Raw genomic sequence first — 20,681 nt, 5'->3', positions numbered from 1 at the left:
CACCAGGGCCGCCGCGGGTAGAGTGCGGGCGTCCGGGTTCGGCGGAGGAGGCCCGCGTGGTACGCAAGGCGGAGGCCATCGTCGCCGAGCTGCGCCGCCGGATCGACGCGGGTGAGCTGCGCCCGGGCGAGCCGCTGCCCACCGCCAAGGAGATCATGGCCGAGTGGGGCGTCTCGATGGGGCCCGCGTACCGGGCGCTGACCATGCTGCGCCAGGACGGGCTCGCGGAGCCCGGGGCGCAGGGGCGCGGGTCCGTGGTCGCCGACCGGCCCGCGGCCGCCGGGGCCGGGATGCCGGCGCTGCCGGCCGAGGGCGCCGAGACCCGGGCCGGGCTCGTGCGCGCCGCGATCGAGATCGTCGACGCCGAGGGGCTGGGCGTGCTGTCGATGCGCCGGCTCGCGCAGCGCTTCGACGTGGCCAATGTGTGGCTGCTGACGTACCTGCGCGACAAGGCCCAGCTGCAGGTGCTCATGTCCGACGCCATCTTCGCCGAGCACCCGCCGCCGGAGCCGGCCGGGGACCGGCGGGCGCGGCTGGAGGCGCTGTGCCGGCTGCACTGGCGGATGTACCGCCGCCGCCCCTGGCTCGCCGTGACCGTCTCGTTCAAACAGCCCCGGATCAGCCCGCACATCGTGGCGCACACCGCGTGGGCGGAGGCGGCGCTCGCCGGGACCGGGAGCCCGGCGATGGCCGCCGCCACCGCCGCGAACTATGTGCGCGGGAGCGCACTGAGCCGCGGCGGTGACGACGGCGCCTTCGAGGCCGGCCTGGGCCGGCTGCTCGACGGCCTTACCGGTTAGTTCGGCGCGCCGTTGAACACGAACTGGGAGCCCGGTTCCTTCACGACGCTGCCGGTGGCGGAGTTGGTGATGGTGACGTTGGTCAGCGTCGCGCTGCCGCGGGCGCTGCCCATGGCCAGGATGCCCGCGCCGTTGTTGGACCGGTCGATGCGGACGTTGGTGATGGCGACGTTCGGGTAGGCGCCGCTGCCGGCCTTGAACTGGATGCCGTCGTACGTGGAGTCGATGACGTCCGTGTCGCGGATGGTGACGCCCGGGATGTCGCCCTGCGGCGAGAACAGCGTGATGGCACCGAACTTCTGCTGCTCGCCCCAGAACACGCCGCCGCAGCGGTAGAGCCCGTTGTTGGCGATGGTCGTGGTGCCCGAGAACGCGATCGGGGAATGGTCCGTCGCCAGCATGATGCCCGGGTAGTTCATCGTGTCGGAGACGAGGTTGTTCTCGATCGCGTTGCCGTAGCCGCCGTAGACGGCGATGCCGTTGGCCCGCCACGGCAGCTGGATGGTGTTGTTGGTGAAGTGGTTGTCGTGGCCGATGTCCACCGACTGGTCCTTGACGTACGTGCTGGACCAGACCGCGAGCGAGTCGTCGCCGGTGGTGCGGAACGAGGAGTTGAACACCTTGGAGTTGCGCGTGCCGTTGGCGAAGTTGATGCCGTCGGCGTAGGTGTCGCGGATGCGCATGCCGGAGAACTCGAGGCCGTCGCCCGGGTTCCAGTACGCCGGGGTGTCGCTGTAGTCACGGCCGACCCAGGCGCCGACGTTGGTGTGCTCGATCCACACGTTGGCGATCTTCGTGTTCTTGCCGAACCGGCCGTTGAGCCCGTGGCCGCGGTCCTTGCGGTTGGTGGTGTCGCCGAAGATGGCGATGTCGGAGAGCTGGACGTTGTCGTCGATGTCGAAGCCGACGTTGCCCTCGTGCGGGTGGTTGATGTTGCCGGTCACGTTCTGCGGCTCGGTGGTGGTGTACAGCTGCGAGTACCACATCCCGGCGCCCTTGATGACGGCGTTGCGGATGCCCTTCTGGTTGTACTGGCCGCGGGCCGGGTCCGGGGTCAGGATCTTCTGCTCCTGCCGCCACTGCCCGGCCGGGATCCACACGCAGCTGATGACGCCGTTCTGGTCGTCCATCACCGCGCGCTGGATGGCGGCCGTGTCGTCGAGCCCGTCGTTGGCCACCGCGCCGTACTGCGTGATCGACGTGCACCCCGCCGGCTGCGACAGCTGCGGGGCGACCTGCTCGAGGTCGACCAGGTCGATGTAGTAGAACGACGCGTTGTCGCCGCTGTCGCGCTGGAGCTTGAACTTCGTGCCCGCCGGGTAGCTCGCCGGGAGCAGCGCGTGCGACTCGTCGAAGAGCCGCCGCGCGTCGCCGCCGGGGCTGTTGGACAGCGACTCGGTGTCGTCACTGGTGCCGTACAACCAGCTGAAGTGCGACGAGAGGGTCACCTTCTGCACGAACACGTTGTCGGCGTAGAGGCTGATCGTGTAGTCCTGGCCGCCGCCGGACGGCGAGTCCGGCACCGAGTTGCGCACCACGATCGAGTTGGCCTGGTTGGTGGAGGTGAACTCGACGTACTGCCCCTGGTTGTTCAGGCGCACCGACGCACGGCCCGAGCTCTCGGTGCCGAAGTTTGTGTGCCCGAACGTACGAAGCGGGTCGGCGGTGACCAGGGTGCCGTTGTAGCTCGCGGCCTCGGCCTCGTACTCGGTGTACGGCACCGCGGCCCCGCGCCCGACCACGATGGAGCGCGACAGGCTGTTGTTGTCCTCGTGGGTCTCGGCGACGGCGTTCGTGGCGTCGGCCGTGGCGGTGATCGTCGCCCCGCCCGCGACCGCGGTCCAGGTGCCCGGGACGGCCACGGTGACCGTCTGCCCGGCGCCGATGGTGCCGGTGTTCGCGTTGAGGGTCGTGCCGCCCACGCTCACCCGGGTCACCGTCGTCGCGGTGACGGCGGTGGTACCGGTGTTGGCGACCGACACCGTGAAGGAGACGGCCGCGCCGGCCGCCGGGCTCGCCGGGTTCGACGCGACCGCGCTCACCTGGAGGTCCGGACCGGGCGCCTGGGTCACCACGAGCGGGCTCGCGGTGGTGAAGGCGTTGTTGTCGTTGTTCTGCTCGACGACCGTGTTGGCCGGGTCGACCGTCGCGGTCAGCGGGTAGCTGCCGATCGGGCGGGTGCCGGCGTTGAGGGTGACGGTGGCCGACGCGCCGGCGGCCAGCGCGGCGACGTTCGCGGACCCCGCGAGCGACCCGCCGAGCGCGAAGTTGACCGTGGTGGCGGGGGCGGCGGCGGTACCGTTGTTGCGCACCGTGGCCGACAACGTGATCGCGGTCGTCTCGTTGACCGTCGCCGGCGACCAGGACGCGGCGGTGACCACGAGGTCCGGGTTGGGGGCCATCGTGCCGAACGCCTGGAACTCGGCGACCTGGCCGCCGGGCGCGCCGCTGTTGGCGAAGAACTGCAGCTGGATGTCCGCGACCCGGGCGGTGACCGGGATCGTGATGCTGTTCTGGGTGCCGCCGGGCGCGAACGGGTAGTCGGCGCGCGGCACGATCACGGTGAAGCCGCTCGCGGACTGCTCGCGGCCGAGCACGGCGAGGCTCTGGGTGCGCGGGCCCCACGCCGTGTCGGGGTTGAGCTTGATGACGAGCGAGTTGAGGTCGGCGTTGGCGCCCAGGTGCACGGTGAGCGTGGCCGGGTACCCGCTGGACTCCCAGTAGGTGCCGACGTTGCCGTCGACCGCGTTGGCGGCGACGAACGAGAACACCGAGGAGCTCGCGTCGACCGGCTTGCCCTGCGACAGGTTCGTGCCGCCCGGCGGCTGGGTGCTGCCGTTGCGGGTGACGTGGTTGCTGTCGGCGCTCTCGGTGCCGGCGGTGTCGCGGGCCCGGACCCAGTACGTCACCGTCGTGCCGGCGGGCTGGGTGTCGGTGTACGTGAGTGTGCCCGCACTTACCGTGGCGCGCGCGGTGCCGTTGGCGTAGACGGTGTACCCGCCGATGCCCAGCGACGACGAGGACGCGGTCCAGGTCAGCTTGATCTGCCCGGAGCCGGGCTCGGTGAACGCCAGGTTCCCGGGCGCGGTGGGCGGGTTGGTCGTGGTGGTGGCGCCGTACACCTCGAACTCGGACAGCTGCCCGGCCGGCCAGCCGGTGTTCGCGGTGATGGTGGCGCGCACGTACCGGACCGTGGCCGCGGTGAAGCCGATGGTCACGGTGTTCGCGCTCGCCGGGTCGAACTGGCGCCCGGCGGACGCGGAGAGGGTCGTGCCGAAGTTGGTGCCGTCGGTGCTGCCGGTCAGGGCCAGGGTCTCGGTGCGGGCGCCCCAGCTGCCGGTCGGCAGCTTGAGCTTGACCTGGTCGACGCTGACCGCCGAGCCCAGGTCGACCTGGATCCACTGCGGGAAGGCGTTGTTCGCGCTCTCCCAGTAGCTGCCCTGGTTGCCGTCGGTGACGTTGCCGGCGGTGTAGGGGCCGTTGACGCTGCTGGCGGTCGCGGTCCGGCCCTGGGCGAGGTTCGGCCCGCCGGCGGCGACGGCGGGATCGGCGGCGGTGAGGCCGACGGCGCCGGCGGCGGCCAGCAGGACCGCCAGGGCGCCGGCGGTGAGTCTTCTTCTGGGCATGGTTGTCCTTTGTCCGGGCGGGGTGGGGTGTGCCCAGCGGACGGTTGGCGGTGCGTCAGCCGGAAGTTGCAGTTGTCTGCTTACTTTTTGCGGACAAGGACTTAAAGGTTGCAGACATCGACGCATTCGTCAACGTCACACTGCAATTCGTCAACGTCGCCATGCAAAAAGGCCGGTCCCCGCGGGGGCCGGCCTTTGGTCAGGCGGGTTCAGAGCTGGGCGCCGCCGTCCGCGCCGCCGTCGGTGCCGTGCGGGTCGGCCCCGCCGTCGTTCGGCCCCTCGGCCGACACGTGGCTGCGGACCTCGTGCTCGTCGTGCTCCTCGTCGTGCGGCACGCCGTTGACGTTGGAGTGGTGCTCCGAGTGCGAGTGGTGCTCGGAGTGCGAGGTGTGCGAACTGGTCGTGGTGATGTCGTCATCGCTGAGTGCCATGCCCGCTGGTGTACCCGTTCCGCGCCGTCCGGTAACCGCTCAGCTTGCCCCGATGCCCGCGGACGACCTCGTGAAGGTCCTCGCTCAGCGGCCCCGGAGGAACGACACGGCCTCGGTCAGCGCCAGGTCCGTGAGCGCCGGGTCGTAGCGGGCGCCGACGTCACGCATGAACGCGTGCTCGCCCCCGGCGTACACGTGCAGCTCGAGGTCGTCGTGGCCGGCCGCGTACAGGGCGGCGAGGATCCGCACCCGCGCGTCGGCGGGCACGTGCGGGTCGTTCGCGCCGAACACGACCATGAGCCGGCCCTCGACCGCGGCCGCGCGGGCGAGCGAGTCGGCCTCGTCGGCGCCGAGCTTCCCGTCGTGCAGGCCCGTCGGGTAGAAGCACACGGTCGAGGCGACCCGCGGGTCGAGGGCGGCCCGGAAGGCGAGGTGCCCGCCGATGCAGAAGCCGGCCGCGTGCAGCGTCGTGACGTCGGCCCGGCCCGCGAGGTGGTCCAGGACCGCGGCCCGATCGGCGTCGAACTCGGCGGTCGTGGTCGCCGCCGCGGCCGCCAGCCCCGCCGCCTTGCCCGCGTCGTCGAACTCGAGCGCGATCCCGGCCACGGCCCCGCGCGGGTAGATCTCGGGCACGCAGACGAGGAACCCCTCGGCCGCCAGCCGGCGCGCGGTGCGCAGGGTCGACTCGGTGAGCTGGAAGATATCGGTGTACAGCAGGACGCCCGGCCAGGGCCCGGCCCCCACGGGGGCCACGACCAGCGACCGGATCACGCAGCCGGTCGCGTGCACCATGACCTCGTCCTCGGACAGCTTCATGCCCGATGACCTTACCGGCGGGTACCGCACAAACTGCGCAACTCCGCTACGATCGCCGCCCATGCGCGTCGCCGTTCGCCTGGGCCAGGCCGCCCTCGTCGTCCTCCTGCTCGCCGCCGCCTTCGGGGTGTGGCGATCGGCGCAGGCCGTCCCGTCCTCGGCCGCCCCCGCCGCCTCGCTGCCGGCCGACCTGGTGCTCGGCCCGGACGGCATCGGCCGGCTGCGGCTGGGCATGTCCGAGCAGGCGGCCCTGGACACCGGCGAGTCGCGCGTCAAGCCGGGCTGGCAGAAGCAGAACGACTCGAAGTGCTTCTCGGAGACGACCGCCGGCAAGGTCAACGTCATGTTCTCCAACCACCACGGCCTCGCGGTGCTCAGCGGCCCGGAACGCACCCGCACGCCGGAGGGCATCCGGGCCGGCGCGACGGTGGCGGACATCGCCGCGGCCTACCCGACGATCATGCACCCGGACCTCGGCACCGCGGCCGCGCAGGTCGAGCTGATCGGCAACGTGAACGTCCCGGTCCCGGGCAACCCGGCCGCGATCTACGTCTTCTTCTTCCGCCTGGGCAGCGCCGACCCGGCCACGGCCCGCCTCCAGGTGATCCTGCTGAGCCTGCTGGACCAGGACCAGGAGTGCACCCGCGCCGACTAGTCGTGCAGCTGCGCCAGGTCGAGGGCGTGCCACGCGTCGCCCTGGTGCCACCACACGACGTGGTCGCGGGCCAGGGACTGGTCGGTGTCGTCGGCCAGGGTCACCAGGCGGTTGGCCCGGATGTCGTACAGGGCCAGGCGGTGCGTGGAGTCGTACGCGGTGCGCGTTCCGGTCTGCAGTACCGGCTCGAAGCGGTCCAGCAGCGCGACCGCGCCGGTGGCCGGGAAGGTGTCCACGCCCCCGACGCGGCGGCGGGCGGTGCCGTCCGGGTGCAGCACGGCGTAGCTGGTGTCGCCGCCGGTACCGGCGGACACGACCGAGCGGCACCAGACCGGGCCGCAGTCGACCGTCTCCGCCGCCGACTTCACGACCGTGAGACGTGCGCCGGTGTCCAGGTTGCGCAGCTCCTGGCGGCCGCTCGCGCGCGCGGCCGCGGCCGTCTGCAGCCAGGGCCACGCCGAGAGCTCGTACGCGCCGTCGACCTTCGTCGTCGTCACCGGGCCGCCCGCGAGCGGGACCGAGCGCACCTCGGTGTCGCGGCCGGTGGCCGCGGCCCAGTACACCCGGCCGCCGTGGACCACGAGGTCGTGCTCGCCGCCCGGGAACTCGCCGTCGCCGGTGTCGGCGGTCAGCGGTACCGCCGCCGCATCGCCGTCGAGGGAAGCCTTCCACAGGCGGTGCTGGAGCGGCTGGGTCGCCGTGGCCGTCGACTCGATCCAGTAGACGTCGCCGCCCGCGGCGGTGAAGCTCGTGAAGCGCGGGTAGCGCTCGCGCTCGGCGCGGGTCAGCTCGCGGACCCGCTCGCCGGTGCGCAGCAGGACCCGCTGGGCGGCGCCGTCCGGGGTCGCGGCCACGCCGACCGAGGTGGTCGCGTCGAGGTAGAGGCCGGGCGCGTACTGCGTGCCGTCGGCGAGCCTCCCCGGCGCGACCGCGACCGTGGCGGCGGGCCAGGCCTGGCGCAGGGTGCGCTGCGGCGGCGCGGACACGGCCGGAACGGAGGAGCCGGGCGTACCGCTGACCACGAGCCATCCGCCGACCAGCAGCGCGACGCCGAGGGCGACCGAGCGGATGAGCCGGGCGCGGACCACGTCACGCAGCGTACCCGCGCGAACTGGAGCCTTTCGGCCCTGCCCGCGGGTGGCTCCGGCGGAGCACGCTGAAATCGGGAGCCAACGTGAGGAGGAGCCCGATGGAACCGCAGGGCATCGTGGTCGGGTACGACGGGTCACGCGAGGCGCGGCGCGCGGTCGAGTGGGCCGCGGCCGAGGCCGGGCGCGGCGGCGGCCGGCTGCACATCGTCACCACCTACGAGATCACCTGGCCCGGGGCGTACTACGCCGCCGTCGCCGAGCAGGTCGACGCGGCGCGGCAGGCGGCCGAGGCCATCCTCGCCGAGATCACCGACGAGGTGCGCGACCTCTCGACCGGCGTCGACGTGTTCGGGGTGTGCGCGGCCTCGTCCGCGGCCGCGACGCTGCTCGACCTCGGCGACGCCGGGGCGCGGATGCTCGTGGTGGGCAACCGCGGCGCCGGCGGGCTGACCAACCTGCTGCTCGGCTCGGTGAGCCAGCAGGTCGCCACGCACGCCAAGGTGCCGGTCGCAGTGGTCCGCGGGCGGCCCGACCCGTCGCTGGGCCCGGTCGTCGTCGGCGTCGACGGGTCCGCGTCGGGCGACCATGCGCTCGGGCTCGCGTTCGAGGAGGCCCAGGAGCGCGGCCGGGCGCTGGTCGCGGTGCGCGCCTACCCGGACAGCGCCGACGAGGCCCGGGAGCGGGTCGCGCTGGAGGACTCCCTGGCGAACTGGGCCGGCAAGTTCCCGGACGTCCAGGTCGCCGAGCTCGTCGCCCCCGGTCGCCCCGCCGCCGTGCTGGTCGACGCCTCGCACACCGCGACGCTCGTCGTCGTCGGCAGCCGCGGCCACGGCGGCTTCGCGGGCCTGCTGCTCGGGTCGGTCGGCCAGCAGCTCATGCACCACGCCGACTGCCCGGTGCTCATCGTCCACTGAGGACGGTCACGGCCAGCCGAGGAGCCGCGCGCCGAGGACCGCGGTGTGCAGGGTGAAGCGCTGGCCAGCGCCGCATCGACCCGGTGGGCGACCGCGGGCGGGAAGGCGCCCCGGGCGACCAGGACCACGTGCGTGGCCGCGAGCCGGATGCCGTACCGCTGCGCCCGCTCGGCCAGGCCGCCGGGCTCGGCGCGGCCGGTGAGCAGGTCCGTGACGAACGCGGCGCGCTCGGTGTCGTGCCGGGCCAGCTCGGCGTGGTTGGCCCGCGCGTAGCCGTCCAGGGCCGCGCCCACCACCGCCGTCACGAAGGCCAGGTCCCCCGGGGCGGCGCGCAGCAGGCCGAGCACCAGCTCCCGCACCGGGACGCCGTCGTCCGCGGCCCGCGCGCCGAACAGCTCGGCCGCCCGCGCGGGGTCGGGCGCGGCAAACGGGTCCGCGCTCATACCCCGACGTCGCGGCGGTCGAACCACAGCACCCCGGCGGCCCCGGTACCGGCGGCCACGGCGACGAGCACCGCGAGAGCGCCCGGGTGCCAGCCAGTGTGCAGCGGGTCGGTGCCGAAGGCGTAGTGGAACGGGGACAGGTACCGCAGCCACCCCCATCCGGCGAGCACCCCGCCGAGGGCGTTGGCGATGTAGGTGGCCACAGCGACCGCCCCGGCCACGGCGAGCACCGTCCCGCGGCGGCCCGAGGCGGCGCCGGCCAGGAACGCGATGCCGGTGAAGCACCAGGCGACCGCCACCAGCCCGGCGCAGGCCGCGGACACGTCCGACAGGGCGATGTCCATCCCGGCCGCCGGTACGATCGCCAGCAGCAGCACCCAGGGCACCGCCGCGACGGCCGTGACCGCCGCGGCCACCGCACCCAGGCGCTGGGCGGCGAAGGCACGGCGGGTCAGCGGTACCGTCAGCAGCAGCTCCAGCCCGCCCTCCTCCTCCGGCGCGGCGATCGTGCGGCCGGCCAGGGTGATCGCGCACATGAGCACCAGCAGCGGCCCGAGCAGGCTGAACACCGTCGCCTGCAGGTAGCCGGCGGCCGAGGTCAGGTCGGCGATGCCGAGGAAGTCCAGCATCCCCTGCGGCAGCGCGTCCTGCTTGAGCTGCGAGACGCCCGCGAAGTCGCGGTAGAACGACGTGTAGGCCCCGGTGAAGACGGCGACGCCCACCGCCCAGCCGATCAGCGCCCGGCGGTCGTCCCGCCAGCTCTTACGCACCAACGGCGGCATCCGGCGTCCCCTCGGCGTTGTAGTAGTACGACAGGAAGGTCTCCTCGAGGTCCGGCTCGGCCGAGAGCAGGTCGACGACCTCGTGCCGGGCGGCCGCCTTGACCAGCGGGTCGAGCCGGCCGTCGACGGTGCAGCGCAGGACCGGGCCGTCGACGTGCACGCCGCCGACGCCGGGCAGCGTGGCGAACTCGACGGCGTCGACGGGGTCGGCGAAGTGGATCTCGACGGTGCGCACGGCCCGGCGGCCCAGCGACTCGACGCGCTCGACGGCGGCGAGGCGCCCGGCGCGGACGATCGCGACCCGGTCGGCGGCCTCCTGGACCTCGGCGAGCACGTGCGAGGACATGAACACGGTCTGGCCGGCGGCGCGCGCGCCGCGGACGAGGCCGAGGAACTCCTGCTGCATGAGCGGGTCGAGGCCGCTGGTCGGCTCGTCGAGCACGAGCAGGTCGGGCTGGTGCATGAAGGCCTGGACGAGGCCGACCTTCTGCTTGTTGCCCTTGCTCATGGTGCGCACCGGCCGGGACAGGTCGAGCTCGAGGCGCTCGGCGAGCTCGGTGACCCGGGCCCAGGCGACCCCGCCGCGGGCGGCGCCGAAGAAGCGCAGCAGGTCGGCGGCCCGGCCCCGGCCGCCGGGGAAGGCGAGCTCGCCGGGCAGGTAGCCGATGCGCCGGTGCAGGGCGGCCTTGTCGCGGCGGGGGTCGAGGCCGAGGACGGTGGCGTGGCCGCCGGTGGGGCGCAGGAAGTCGAGCAGCAGCCGGATCGTGGTGGTCTTGCCGGCGCCGTTGGGGCCGAGGAAGCCCATCACCTCGCCGGCGGCGACCTCGAGGTCGAGGCCCTCGATGCCGCGGTGCGCGCCGTAGAACTTGGTCAGTCCCACGGCGCGCACGGCGATGTCACTGGTCATGCCCTCATCCTGCGGCCGATCGGCTCGGCGCTCCAGGTCGGGGCCCGGACGACATCGGCGGTCCCCGTTGCTGGGGCCCGGCAACTACTCGGCGACGGTGATCACCTCGTCGGTGCCCAGCCGCGGCGTGTGCGGCGGGCCCGCGTGCTCGGGGTCGGCCACGCCGAGGCGCAGCACGAGGTAGGGCCAGCCGACCTCGCCCAGCATCCGGCGCAGCGCCGCGCGGGTGAACTCCAGCTCGACCGGGCTGCTCAGCGGCAGTACCGCCGCGCCCCGCCCGGTCGCGGTCAGCCACAGCTCGCCGAGGGCCTCGCCGGCCCGCAGCCAGTCGGGGCGCTCGTCGCCGTCGCCGTAGAGGATGGCGTAGTTCGCCGCGGCGTCGTGCCCCTCGCCGGCGGCCAGGGTACCCGCCACGCCGAAGTCGCGCTCGGCGACCGTGGTGAGCGGGCGCTGCGCCGGCAGGGCGGTGGCCGGCACGCCGGTGCCCCCGGTGCGCTCGCCGCCGGCCCAGGCCGCGGTCTCGGCCCGCATCCGCTCGTCGCGGGACTCGGCTTCGCCGGCGTGCTCGATCATCACCGCGAGCTGCAGCACCTGGTCGTGCCGCAGCACGTGCAGGCGGGCCCCGCCGCGGCGGGCGCCGGCCGCGAGGGCGTCCAGGGCCTCCTCCGACACCGGCTCCTCGGTGACCGCGCGCCGGTCGGTGCGCCGCACCCGCAGCAGCTGCAGCCGGTGCATGTCGTGCGGGTCGGCCGGCACGGGCTCGACGGCCCGCACGACGGCCAGCGGCTCGCCGGAGGGGCGGTCGACCTCGTACTTCCAGCCGGACGCGGCCAGCGCGACGAGCGCGTGGTGCAGGGCCGCGCCGCAGCTGAGCACCATGAGCCGCCCGTCGGCGTCCTGTTCGCGCAGCTGCCGCCCGGGCTCGGCGTAGAGCTCCAGCCGGTCGCCGCGCACCACCCAGCGCCAGGGCTGGGTGTTGTGCACGGAGGGGGCCAGCCGGGCGGCGTCGGCCGCCGCGGCCAGGGCCTCGGATGCGGTGGTGGTCATGACAGGCTCCAGTCCCGCACGTCGGGCATGTCCTCCAGATGCTCCACGACGTACGTCTCGTGCTCGGCCAGCTTCTGCTCGCACCACGCCTTGAGCTCGGTGGCACCGGGCGGGAGCCGCCGGGCGTTGTTGATGGCGTCCATGACGAGGTGGTACCGCGAGACGCGGTTGCGCACCGTCATGTCGAACGGGGTCGTGGTGGTGCCCTCCTCGATGAAGCCCCGGACCCGGAACCGGTCGGCGTCGGGCCGGCCGTGCACCAGCTGGTGGATGGCGCCGGGGTACCCGTGGAAGGCGAAGACCACGTCGACGGTGTCGGTGAACAGCTCGGTGAACTGCACCTGGCTCATCCCGTGCGGGTGGTCCTTCGGCCGCGGCAGGGTCATCAGGTCCACGACGTTGACGAGGCGGACCCGGAACTTCGGCAACCGCTCCCGCAGGATCTGCGCGGCCGCGACGGTCTCCATGGTGACCACGTCACCGGCGCAGGCGAGCACGATGTCGGGGTCGCTGGTGCCGTCGTCGGTGCCGGCCCAGTCCCAGATCCCGGCGCCGCGGGCGCAGTGCTCGGCGGCGGCGTCCATGTCCAGCCACTGCAGCTGCGGCTGCTTGTCGATGACGATGAGGTTGATGTAGGAGCGCGAACGCAGGCAGTGGTCGGCCACGGACAGCAGGCAGTTGGCGTCCGGCGGCAGGTAGACGCGGGCCACGTCGCCGCGCTGGGTGAGCACGACCTGGATGAGGCCCGGGCCCTGGTGGCTGAAGCCGTTGTGGTCGTTGCGCCAGGCGGTGGAGGTGAGCAGCACGTTGAGGCTGGGCACCTTGGCCCGCCACGGCAGCCGCTTGGCCTCCTGCAGCCATTTTCCGTGTTGTACCGTCTGCGACGCCGACACCATCGCGAACGCCTCGTAGGTGGCGAAGATGCCGTGGCGCCCGGTGAGCGTGTAGCCCTCCAGCCAGCCGTGGCAGTTGTGCTCCGACAGCACCTCCATGACCCGCCCGTCGCGGCCGATGGCCACGTCGGCGTCGGTGACCCGCTCCATGAAGGCCCGGTCGGACACCTCGAAGACGGCACCGAGCCGGTTGCTGTTGGTCTCGTCGGGGCAGAAGAGGCGGAAGCGGTCGGGGTTGTCGCGGTACAGGTCGCGCAGCAGCTCGCCCAGGCGCCGGGTGGACTCGGCGCGGGTCGTGCCGGGCAGCGGGACGTCGACGGCGTACTTGCGGAAGTCGGGCAGGTCGAGGCCCTGGGTGAGCACGCCGCCGTTGGCGTGCGGGCTGGCGCTCATGCGCAGCTCGCCCTCGGGCGCAAGGGCGCGTACCGCCGCGGCCGGAACCCCCCGCTCGTCGAAGAGCTCCTCGGGCTTGTAGGACCGCAGCCAGGTCTCGAGCAGCTTCAGGTGCTCGGGGTTCTCCTTCACGCCGGACAGCGGCACCTGGTGCGAGCGCCACGTGCCGGTGACCTGGACGCCGTCGACCTCCTCGGGCCCGGTCCAGCCCTTGGGCGAGCGGAGCACGATGAGCGGCCAGTGCGGCCGGGTGCCGTCCCAGTCCCCGCCGCGGGCGGCTTCCTGGATGTTCCTGATGCGCTCGTACGCGTCGGCGAGCACGGCCGCGAACCGGTGGTGCATACCGGGCAGGTCGCCGCCCTCGACCTCGAGCACGACGTAGCCGTGGCCCTCCAGCAGGGACCGTACCTCCGCGGGGCTCTTGCGCCCGAGCACCGTCGGCCCGGCGATCTTGGCCCCGTTGAGGTGCAGGATCGGCAGCACCGCGCCGTCGCGGGCCGGGTTGATGAACGAGACGCCCTTCCAGGACCCTTCGAGGGGCCCGGTCTCGGCCTCCCCGTCGCCGACGACGGCGACGGCGAGCAGTTCCGGGTTGTCCATGACGGCGCCGAACGCGTGCACGAGCACGTAACCGAGCTCGCCACCCTCGTGGATGGACCCCGGGGTGGTCACGGACACGTGGCTGGGGATGCCGCCGGGCGCCGAGAACTGCCGGAACAGCCGGAGCAGGCCCTCCTCGTCCTGGGTGACCTCGGGGTACACCTCGGTGTAGGTGCCCTCGAGGTAGCCGGCGGCGACGAGCGCCGGGCCGCCGTGCCCGGGCCCGGCGAGGTAGATGGCGCGCTGCCCGGTCTGCGTGATGAGCCGGGACAGGTGCGCGTAGACGAACGACAGGCCCGGGCTGGTGCCCCAGTGCCCGAGCAGCCGCGGCTTGATGTCCGCCGCCTCGAGCGGGCGGCGTAGCAGCGGGTTGGCTTGCAGGTAGATCTGCCCGATCGTGAGGTAGTTGTTCGCTCTCCACCACGCATCCAGCTGTGCGATCTCGGTCTCGTCGAGCTCAGCACGCAGGCGCTGTGTCATGACCTCTCCCGTTTCGTCGCGGCCTCCGCTTCCAGGGTGACCGTAACGAACCCCGGCAGTCAGGGCCGGAGGTCCCGAGATTCCCGGGACCCGCGTTCCGTCGGGCATGATTCCCGGTGTGGAGTTCGACGAGGAGGAATGGGCGGCCTTCACGGAGGCGCTCGAGGACGCGCTGGAGATGTACGGCGCGGCCGAGGGGCAGGACCCGGAGTCGGGGTACGTCGCGCTCGCGGCCGGGGATCCGGAGCCAGTGGTCCACGAGTTCGACCTGACCCGGCTGCTGGCCAGGTGCCGGGCGGCCGATCGCGGCGAGTGGCCGGACCTGTGCCTCGAGCAGGTCACCGACTGGTCGGAGAACTACTCCCTGCGGGCCTGGCTGACGGCCGTCCCGTTCGCGGAGGTCGCCGGCCGGCTGGAGGCGTGGCCGGCGGCGGCGCGGCTGCGGCACTACGAGGCCCCGCCGGAGGACGACCACCAGCCGTTCAGCGTCGAGCGTCCGGACGGGACGTGGCTGGCGTTCCTGGTCGAGGGCCCGGCGCTCGACGGCGTCGCCGGGCTGCGGTGCTTCGTGCCCTGGAGCGCGGTACGGGCCTGGGGCATGACCGGCGATGAACTGGTACAACGGGCGCATGCTTAGGGCGCGTCTGGCGGTGACCGTGGGCCTGCTGCTCGTGGCGGCCGGCGTCGCCGGCTTCGCGACCGTGGGCCGCGGGCTGCACACCACGTCGGTCCACGCCGGCGCGGTGCCGGTGGAGCTGGTCCGCCCGGACGGCGCCGCGGCGGGCGGGGCGGCCCGGCCGGTGGTGGTGGTCGTGCACGGGTACGCCGGGTCGGGCCGGCTCATGCGCCCGTTCGCCGACACCCTCGCCCGGCGGGGCTACGTGGTGGCCCTGCCCGACCTGGCCGGCCACGGAGCCGACCCCGAGCGGCTCACCGAGGCGGCGCTCGACCGGGACCTGGCCGACGTGGTGCGCTACGTGCGCGGGCTGCCGGACGTCGACCCGGCCCGGGTCGCGCTGGTCGGCCACTCGATGGGCGCGGCCGCCGTGGTGCGGGCCGGCGCCGCCGACCAGACGATCCGGGCCACCGTGGCCATCTCGGTCGGCGACGACGCGACGGCGGCGATCCGGCCGGGGCCGCGGCACCTGCTGGCGCTCTACGGCGCGTTCGAACCGTCGGGGATCGGCGCGACCACCCGGGCCACCGGGGCCGAGCGGGTGGTGCGGGTGCGGCTGGTCGAGCACATCGGCGTCCTCTTCGCCGACCGCACCCACCACGAGACGGCCCGCTGGCTCGACCAGACCCTGGACCACCGCCCGGACCGGCCCGTCATCGCGGCCAAGGGCCGGCTGATCGCGGGCGCCCTGGGCCTGGCCGGCGGGCTGCTGATCCTGACCGGCGGGCTGCTGGCGTGGCGTACCCGCGACCCGGCCCCGCCGCCGGAGCGCGGGCGCCTCGGCCTGCGCATCGCGGCGGTACTGGTGGCGCCGGTCCCGGGCGAGGTGGCCGGGGTCGTGCTGTACCGCGTGCTGCCCAACCCCGTGACCGGCTACCTCGTGGGCTACTTCGCCGGGTGCGGCGCCGCCCTCCTCCTGGCCGCGCTGCTGATCCGCGGCCCGGCCCGGCCGGCCCGCCCGCCGCTCGCACCCCTCGCCTTCGCCGCCGGGTTCGCGGTCGCCGCCCTCGCCGCCGTCGCCCTGCCGGTCCACTTCGGACTGACCGACATCGCGCCGCACGGGCCGGACTGGTGGCTCGTCGCCCTGCTCGCCGGCGCCACCGCGGCCCTGCTCGCCGGGGCGCACGCGGTGCTCGGGCCGCCGTGGAGCTACGCCGCCGTGCTGGCCGTCTGCCTGCCGATGCCCGTCGCGTCCGCCGTCGGGGCCGCCCCGGGCTTCCTGGCCCTCATCTCGCCGCTGGTCATGGCGCTTGTCGCGCTGCACCTGGGGCTGTGCGCCGCGGCCCGGGCCTCGGGCATCCCGTGGGGGCGGACGGTGGTGGCGGGCGCGCTGACGATCGCCTGGCCGGTCGCCGTGGTCCTGCCGGTCATCGGCTAGCCGGCCGCTACCCGACCTCGGCCAGGGCCAGGGCGGCGTGCTCGCACCAGTGGGCGTGGCCGAGCTCGGCGAAGCGGTCGTGGGCGGTGCGCAGCAGGGCCCGGGCCTCCTCCACGCGGCCCTCGGCGAGGCGCAGCCGGCCCAGCTCCAGGCGCGCCCGGGCGGCGCCGGTCTCGTCGCCGTGGCGGGCGAACATCGCCAGGGCCTCGGTGCAGCGCTCGGCGGCGGCCGGGGCGCGGCCGTCGGCGGCGTCGAGGCGGGCGAGGTCGAGGCTCAGGTACGCCACCCCCGGCTCGTCGCGCAGCAGCTGGGCGTCGCGCAGGCTGCGCCGGAAACAGGCCAGGGCCTCGCGGCGGCGGCCGTGGGCCTCGTACCACATGCCGAGGCGCCGCTCCATCATCGCCGCCTGCCGGACCGCGCCGATGCCGCGCAGCCGGTCGCGGCAGTCGCGGTAGGCGTCGGCGACCGCGGGGGCGTCGGGGTCGTCCTCGTGCTCCCAGCGCACCAGCTTGGCCTCGGCGTTGACGGCCATGTACTCGTCCCCGCCCTCCCGCGCCGCGGCGATCGCGCGGCGGAAGTGCCGGCGCACGTCGTCGCCGTCGTGGCGCCACTCGGCGATCTCGGCCATCGCGAACAGCGCGACCGAACGGCCGACGGCGTGCCCGGCCGCGTCGAAGATCTCGTAGGCGGCGACGGCGTCGCGGTCGTCGACGCAGCCGCCCTCCGACGCGACCCGCTGGGCCAGCGAGACGAGCATGCACGCCTCCCCGACCCGGTCGCCGGTGCGCCGGGCCGCGGCCAGGCCGGCCCGGGTGGTCTCGTCCCACAGCTGCCAGTGGCCGCGGATCTCGAGGTGGCTGCGCAGCACCCAGGCCAGGCGCCAGCACAGCTCGTCGAGGCCGTGGGCGTGCGCCTGGTGCACCGCGGCCGCGACCGAGCCGACCTCGGCGTCCAGCCACGCGAGGGGGTCGGTGAGCACGGACCAGTCGGTGCTGTCGGTGCGCTCGGGCACGCCCCAGGCGAGGGCCGGGCGGTCGCCGCTGTAGGACTCGACGGCGGCCAGGGCCGCGCCGAGCCAGCCGGAGAAGATCCGCGCGGCGGCGTCCCGCACGTCGTCCGGGCCGTCCTCCTCGGCGCAGCGCTCGGCGGCGAAGAGCCGCACCAGGTCGTGCAGGTGGTAGCGGGAGGTGCCGACGCTCTGCACCAGCTGCGCGTCGGCGAGCTCGTCGACGACCAGGTCGGCGTCGACCTCCTCCTCGCCGACGGCGGCGGCGACCGTCCACGCCGGGAACGGGCGGGTGGCGAGGGCTCCCAGGCGGCGCAGGGCGGTGCGGGCCGGGGCGCCGAGGCCGCGGTACGACACGAGCAGGCTGGCCGCCACCCCACCGTCCGATGTGGAGAGCGCGGCGAGGCGGCGGCGCTCGTCGGCGAGGCGCTGGGAGTAGGCGGCCACGGGCAGCTCGGCCCGGCCCGCGAGGCGGGCGCCGGCCACGCAAAGAGCGAGGGGCAGGCCGCCGCAGTACCGGATGACGTCCCCGGTCGCCGCCGGCTCGGCCCCGGTGCGGCTCGCCCCGGCGATCTGGTCGAGCAGCGCGCGGCTCGGGCCCGGGCCGAGCAGCCCCAGCTCCAGGTGCTCGGCCTCGGTGAGGCCGAGCAGCCGCGGGCGGCTGGTCACGAGCACGACGCCGCCGGTGCCGGGGCTCAGCGCGCGTACCGTCGCCGCGTCCGGCGCGTCGTCCAGCACCAGCAGCACCCGCCGCCCGGCCAGGCGGGCCCGGTACAGCGCCTCCCGCTCCCCCGCCCCGGCGGGCACGGCCGAGGGCGGGACGCCGAGCGCGATGAGCACCGAGGCGTGCGCCTCCCAGGCCCCGCCGGGCGCGCCGAGGCGCACGTGCAGCTGACCGCCGGGAAATCGCGACCGTACCCGATGGGCGACCGCGACCACGAGCGCGCTCTTGCCGATCCCGGCCGCGCCGCACACGGCCAGGATCCGGGTCTCGTCGCCGTCGCCGTCGAGCCGGCGCAGCAGCCAGTCGACGGCGTCCTCGCGGCCGACGAGCAGCCGCGGGGGCGGCGGCAGCAGGCACGGCGCGTCGCGCTCGGGCCGCGGCTCGGGGTCGGCCTCGGCGTCCAGGAGGATGTTCTGCTGCAGGTCGCGCAGCTGCGGGCCGGGCTCGATGCCGAGCTCCTCGACGAGGCGGCGGTGGCCGTCGCGGTACACGGCCAGGGCCTCGGCGCGCCGGCCGCTGTGGTGCAGGGCGGTCATGAGCTGGGCCCGGAGCCGCTCGGCGTACGGGTGCTCGGCGACGAGCGCGGTGAGCTCGGGCAGCGGGTCGCCGCCGACGGCGAGCTCGGCGTCGAAGCGCTCGGCGAGCACGGCCAGGCGCAGCTCGGCCAGGCGGGCGCCTTCGACGGCGAGCGGCGCGGTGTCGAGGTCGGCCAGGGCCGGTCCGCGCCACAGGCCGGCGGCGCGGCGGTACAGCGCGACGGCCTCCTCCGGGCGCCCGTCGGCGGCGGCCCGGCGGGCGTCGGCGGCGAGGCCGGTGAACACGCCGAGGTCGATGTCGGACGGGTCGGCGGCCAGGAGGTACCCGGACGAGACGGTCCGCACGGTCTCGTCCCCCAGCACGGTCCGCAGCCGGTGCACGGTGCTGTGCACCTGCTGGCGGGCGGTGGCGGGGGCGGTGTCCCAGGTCGCGTCGATGAGCTCGCTCAGCCCGACGGGCCGGGCCGGGCGCAGGAGCAGGACCGAGAGCATGGCGCGCTCGCGCCGGCCCCGGGGCCGCCACATCGTGTCGCCCTCGCCGATCTCCAGCGGGCCCAGCATGCGGTACCGCACGGCACCTCCCCGTGTGCACATCGTAGGCCTTTCGTAGCCGTACGATAGCCTTCGATGCCATTGTGCGGGGGCGGGCGGCCTCCCCCTTTGGGTCGCCCGCCCCCTTGCGCGCTACTGGAACAGCGCGGCGATGTCGTCGTAGGCGGTGACCAGAATCCCGGACACGAGCCCGGCGCCGCCCGCGACGACCGCGCCCGGCACGGCGACGGCGCTCCCGCCGGCCGCGGAGGCCAGCCCGGCGAGCGCGATCACCACGAGCACGGTGTTGCGCACGATGTGCCGCCGCCCGAGTGGCGTGGCCGAGACGCCGAAGCACCGGCACGGGGCCCGGTTCCCGCCGCGCAGGCTGATCGCGATCGCGACCGCGAAGACGGTGAGCAGCCCGGCGGCGACCACGAACCCGCCGGCGGCGGCCCAGCGCAGCGGCACGAGCAGCAGCGCGACGACGGCCACCTCGGCCGCGACCGACGCGGCGGCGGCCGGACGGGCGGCCCGCACGGGCACGACGCGCATCTGCAGCAGCGAGTCCACGAACGCGCGGTAGGCCCGGCCGGAGCCGACCTTCCCGGCGAGCGCGACCGCGAACACCGTCGCGACGAGCAGCCGCGCCGCGACTTCCACGTACCCCATCGCCCCACCTCCCCCGTGATCGACGACAGCCTATCCTCCGAACCCGCTGGCGCGGCCCTTGCGGACGCCCGGTCTTCGATCTCGCCGAGTGCCGGTCCCGCGTTACGGGACCAGGACGACCTTGCCGGCGACGGTGCCGGACTCGGCCAGCCGCACGGCCTCGGCCGCGTCGGTCAGCGGGATGCGGGCGGCGACCTGGGCGGTCAGCGACCCGGCCGCGAGCAGGGCGAAGACGTTCGTGAGGTCGGCGCGCAGCTTCGCCTGGAACGCGGACCGGCGGCGCCGGCCGGCCCAGAGGTTGTAGAAGCCGGCCCGGCGCCCGTTCGGCAGGACGTTCCACCACAGCAGGCGGCCGAACAGGGCCAGGACGGGCAGCCGCGAGTTCCCGGCGTCGTCGCGGGTGGCGGCGGTACCGTATGAGACCAGCGCCCCGCCCCGCCGCACGAGCCGCCAGGACTCGAGGATTCCCGGCCCGCCGACGTGGTCGAAGACACCGTCGTAACCCTCCGGCGCCAGGGCGCGGGCCTTGGCGTACAACTGCGGGTCCCGGTAGTCGATCGGCTCGGCCCCGAGCGCCCGCACGGCCTCGTGGTGGCGCGGCGACGCGGTGCCCACGACCCGGATCCCTTCGTGCCGGGCGAGCTGGACGAGCGTGGAGCCGACGCCGCCGTTGGCCCCGAGAACCAGGACGGTGCCGCCGCGGGGCACTCTTGCCAGCCGGTGCAGCATCTGCCAGGCGGTGACCCCGTTGACCACGACGGTCTCGGCGTCGGCGGGGTCGACACCGTCGGGGACCGGCACCAGGTCACCCGCGTCGACGAGCGCCGCGGTGGCCCAGCCGCCGGTCTTCGTCACCGCGGCGACGCGGGTGCCCGCCAGCGACCCGTCGACGCCGGGCCCGACCCGCTCGACCCGGCCGACCAGGTCGTACCCGGGGACGAAGGGGAACGGGGGCTGGTCGTAGTACTTGCCGCGGCGCATCTGCTGCTCGGCGAAGGACACACCGCTGGCCTCGACGCGCACCAGGGCCTGGCCACGGCCGGGCTCGCTTAGTTCACGGCCGCGGACCTGCAGGCCGCCCGGCTCGACAACGCCGGGCAGAACGATCTCGGTGGCGTGCATTTGGTACCTCCCTGATATTAAGTATGTGTGCACTCACTTACAAACGCGGCCAACAAAAAAGGCCACTCGGCTCCGGCCCCACTCGGCTCCGGCCCCACTCGGCTCCGGCCCCACTCGGCTCCGGCCCCACTCGGCTCCGGCCCCACTCGGCTCCGGCC

At 74.6% G+C, this 20,681-nt stretch carries 16 protein-coding genes; 5 read left to right on the top strand and 11 right to left on the bottom strand.

Annotation, left to right across the window (positions count from 1 at the left end):
- Positions 1 to 56: 56 nt before the first annotated feature.
- Positions 57 to 800: a winged helix-turn-helix domain-containing protein gene (locus AB0B76_RS47760; RefSeq protein WP_360389324.1), complete on the top strand. Its 744-nt coding sequence runs from the start codon at positions 57 to 59 to the stop codon at positions 798 to 800.
- On the opposite strand, the gene AB0B76_RS47755 is transcribed toward AB0B76_RS47760, so the two are convergent.
- The 3 genes from AB0B76_RS47755 to AB0B76_RS47745 all read right to left on the bottom strand — a co-directional run bounded on the left by AB0B76_RS47755 (position 797) and on the right by AB0B76_RS47745 (position 5,673).
- Positions 797 to 4,426: a CARDB domain-containing protein gene (locus AB0B76_RS47755; RefSeq protein ID WP_360389321.1), complete on the bottom strand. Its 3,630-nt coding sequence runs from the start codon at positions 4,424 to 4,426 to the stop codon at positions 797 to 799. The two genes, AB0B76_RS47760 and AB0B76_RS47755, sit on opposite strands and share 4 nt — an antisense overlap.
- 209 nt (positions 4,427 to 4,635) lie before the next feature.
- On the bottom strand, positions 4,636 to 4,857 hold the full coding sequence (locus AB0B76_RS47750; RefSeq protein ID WP_360389319.1) for a BatC protein: 222 nt from the start codon (positions 4,855 to 4,857) through the stop codon (positions 4,636 to 4,638).
- An 84-nt stretch (positions 4,858 to 4,941) separates the two neighbouring features.
- Positions 4,942 to 5,673 carry a dienelactone hydrolase family protein gene (locus AB0B76_RS47745; RefSeq protein ID WP_360389316.1) on the bottom strand — a complete coding sequence of 244 codons (732 nt, stop codon included), beginning with the start codon at positions 5,671 to 5,673 and terminating at the stop codon, positions 4,942 to 4,944.
- Positions 5,674 to 5,734: 61 nt separating this feature from the next.
- Between AB0B76_RS47745 and AB0B76_RS47740 the strand changes: the two genes are divergently transcribed.
- Positions 5,735 to 6,328, top strand: coding sequence for a hypothetical protein (locus AB0B76_RS47740; protein WP_360389313.1), 594 nt, complete (start codon positions 5,735 to 5,737; stop codon positions 6,326 to 6,328).
- Here the strand turns inward: AB0B76_RS47740 and AB0B76_RS47735 are convergent.
- Positions 6,325 to 7,416, bottom strand: a complete 1,092-nt coding sequence (locus tag AB0B76_RS47735) for a hypothetical protein (protein ID WP_360389311.1) — start codon at positions 7,414 to 7,416, stop codon at positions 6,325 to 6,327. The genes AB0B76_RS47740 and AB0B76_RS47735 overlap by 4 nt on opposite strands.
- 101 nt (positions 7,417 to 7,517) lie before the next feature.
- Here AB0B76_RS47735 and AB0B76_RS47730 point away from each other — a divergent pair, with 101 nt between their 5' ends.
- Positions 7,518 to 8,333: a universal stress protein gene (locus AB0B76_RS47730; RefSeq protein WP_360389308.1), complete on the top strand. Its 816-nt coding sequence runs from the start codon at positions 7,518 to 7,520 to the stop codon at positions 8,331 to 8,333.
- Positions 8,334 to 8,772: 439 nt separating this feature from the next.
- Here AB0B76_RS47730 and AB0B76_RS47725 read toward each other — a convergent pair whose 3' ends face one another.
- The 4 genes from AB0B76_RS47725 to AB0B76_RS47710 all read right to left on the bottom strand — a co-directional run bounded on the left by AB0B76_RS47725 (position 8,773) and on the right by AB0B76_RS47710 (position 13,878).
- Positions 8,773 to 9,558: an ABC transporter permease subunit gene (locus AB0B76_RS47725; RefSeq protein ID WP_360389305.1), complete on the bottom strand. Its 786-nt coding sequence runs from the start codon at positions 9,556 to 9,558 to the stop codon at positions 8,773 to 8,775.
- Positions 9,539 to 10,465, bottom strand: a complete 927-nt coding sequence (locus tag AB0B76_RS47720) for an ABC transporter ATP-binding protein (protein ID WP_360389302.1) — start codon at positions 10,463 to 10,465, stop codon at positions 9,539 to 9,541. Before AB0B76_RS47720 ends, AB0B76_RS47725 begins: the two co-directional genes overlap by 20 nt.
- Before the next feature lie 84 nt (positions 10,466 to 10,549).
- On the bottom strand, positions 10,550 to 11,512 hold the full coding sequence (locus AB0B76_RS47715) for a nitroreductase (protein ID WP_360389300.1): 963 nt from the start codon (positions 11,510 to 11,512) through the stop codon (positions 10,550 to 10,552).
- Positions 11,509 to 13,878 (bottom strand): phosphoketolase family protein, encoded by a 2,370-nt coding sequence (locus AB0B76_RS47710; RefSeq protein ID WP_360389297.1) that lies wholly within the window; start codon positions 13,876 to 13,878, stop codon positions 11,509 to 11,511. The genes AB0B76_RS47715 and AB0B76_RS47710 overlap by 4 nt, the downstream gene beginning before the upstream one ends.
- Positions 13,879 to 13,996: 118 nt before the next feature.
- Here AB0B76_RS47710 and AB0B76_RS47705 point away from each other — a divergent pair, with 118 nt between their 5' ends.
- Positions 13,997 to 14,515, top strand: coding sequence for a hypothetical protein (locus AB0B76_RS47705; RefSeq protein ID WP_360389295.1), 519 nt, complete (start codon positions 13,997 to 13,999; stop codon positions 14,513 to 14,515).
- The gene (locus AB0B76_RS47700; RefSeq protein WP_360389292.1) at positions 14,508 to 15,932 is read left to right on the top strand and encodes an alpha/beta fold hydrolase; all 1,425 of its coding nucleotides are present in this window, start codon (positions 14,508 to 14,510) and stop codon (positions 15,930 to 15,932) included. The genes AB0B76_RS47705 and AB0B76_RS47700 overlap by 8 nt, the downstream gene beginning before the upstream one ends.
- A gap of 7 nt (positions 15,933 to 15,939) precedes the next feature.
- Here AB0B76_RS47700 and AB0B76_RS47695 read toward each other — a convergent pair whose 3' ends face one another.
- From AB0B76_RS47695 to AB0B76_RS47685, 3 genes are all read right to left on the bottom strand, one after another.
- Positions 15,940 to 18,771 carry a BTAD domain-containing putative transcriptional regulator gene (locus AB0B76_RS47695; protein ID WP_360389289.1) on the bottom strand — a complete coding sequence of 944 codons (2,832 nt, stop codon included), beginning with the start codon at positions 18,769 to 18,771 and terminating at the stop codon, positions 15,940 to 15,942.
- A gap of 111 nt (positions 18,772 to 18,882) precedes the next feature.
- On the bottom strand, positions 18,883 to 19,401 hold the full coding sequence (locus AB0B76_RS47690; RefSeq protein ID WP_360389286.1) for a MauE/DoxX family redox-associated membrane protein: 519 nt from the start codon (positions 19,399 to 19,401) through the stop codon (positions 18,883 to 18,885).
- A 102-nt stretch (positions 19,402 to 19,503) separates the two neighbouring features.
- On the bottom strand, positions 19,504 to 20,523 hold the full coding sequence (locus AB0B76_RS47685; RefSeq protein WP_360389283.1) for a medium chain dehydrogenase/reductase family protein: 1,020 nt from the start codon (positions 20,521 to 20,523) through the stop codon (positions 19,504 to 19,506).
- Between the last annotated feature and the right edge of the window lie 158 nt (positions 20,524 to 20,681).

The sequence above is a fragment of the Dactylosporangium sp. NPDC049140 genome (genome assembly GCF_040648435.1).
The sequence above is the reverse complement of the archived record's forward strand: the minus strand, read 5'-3'. Positions and strand labels throughout refer to the sequence as shown.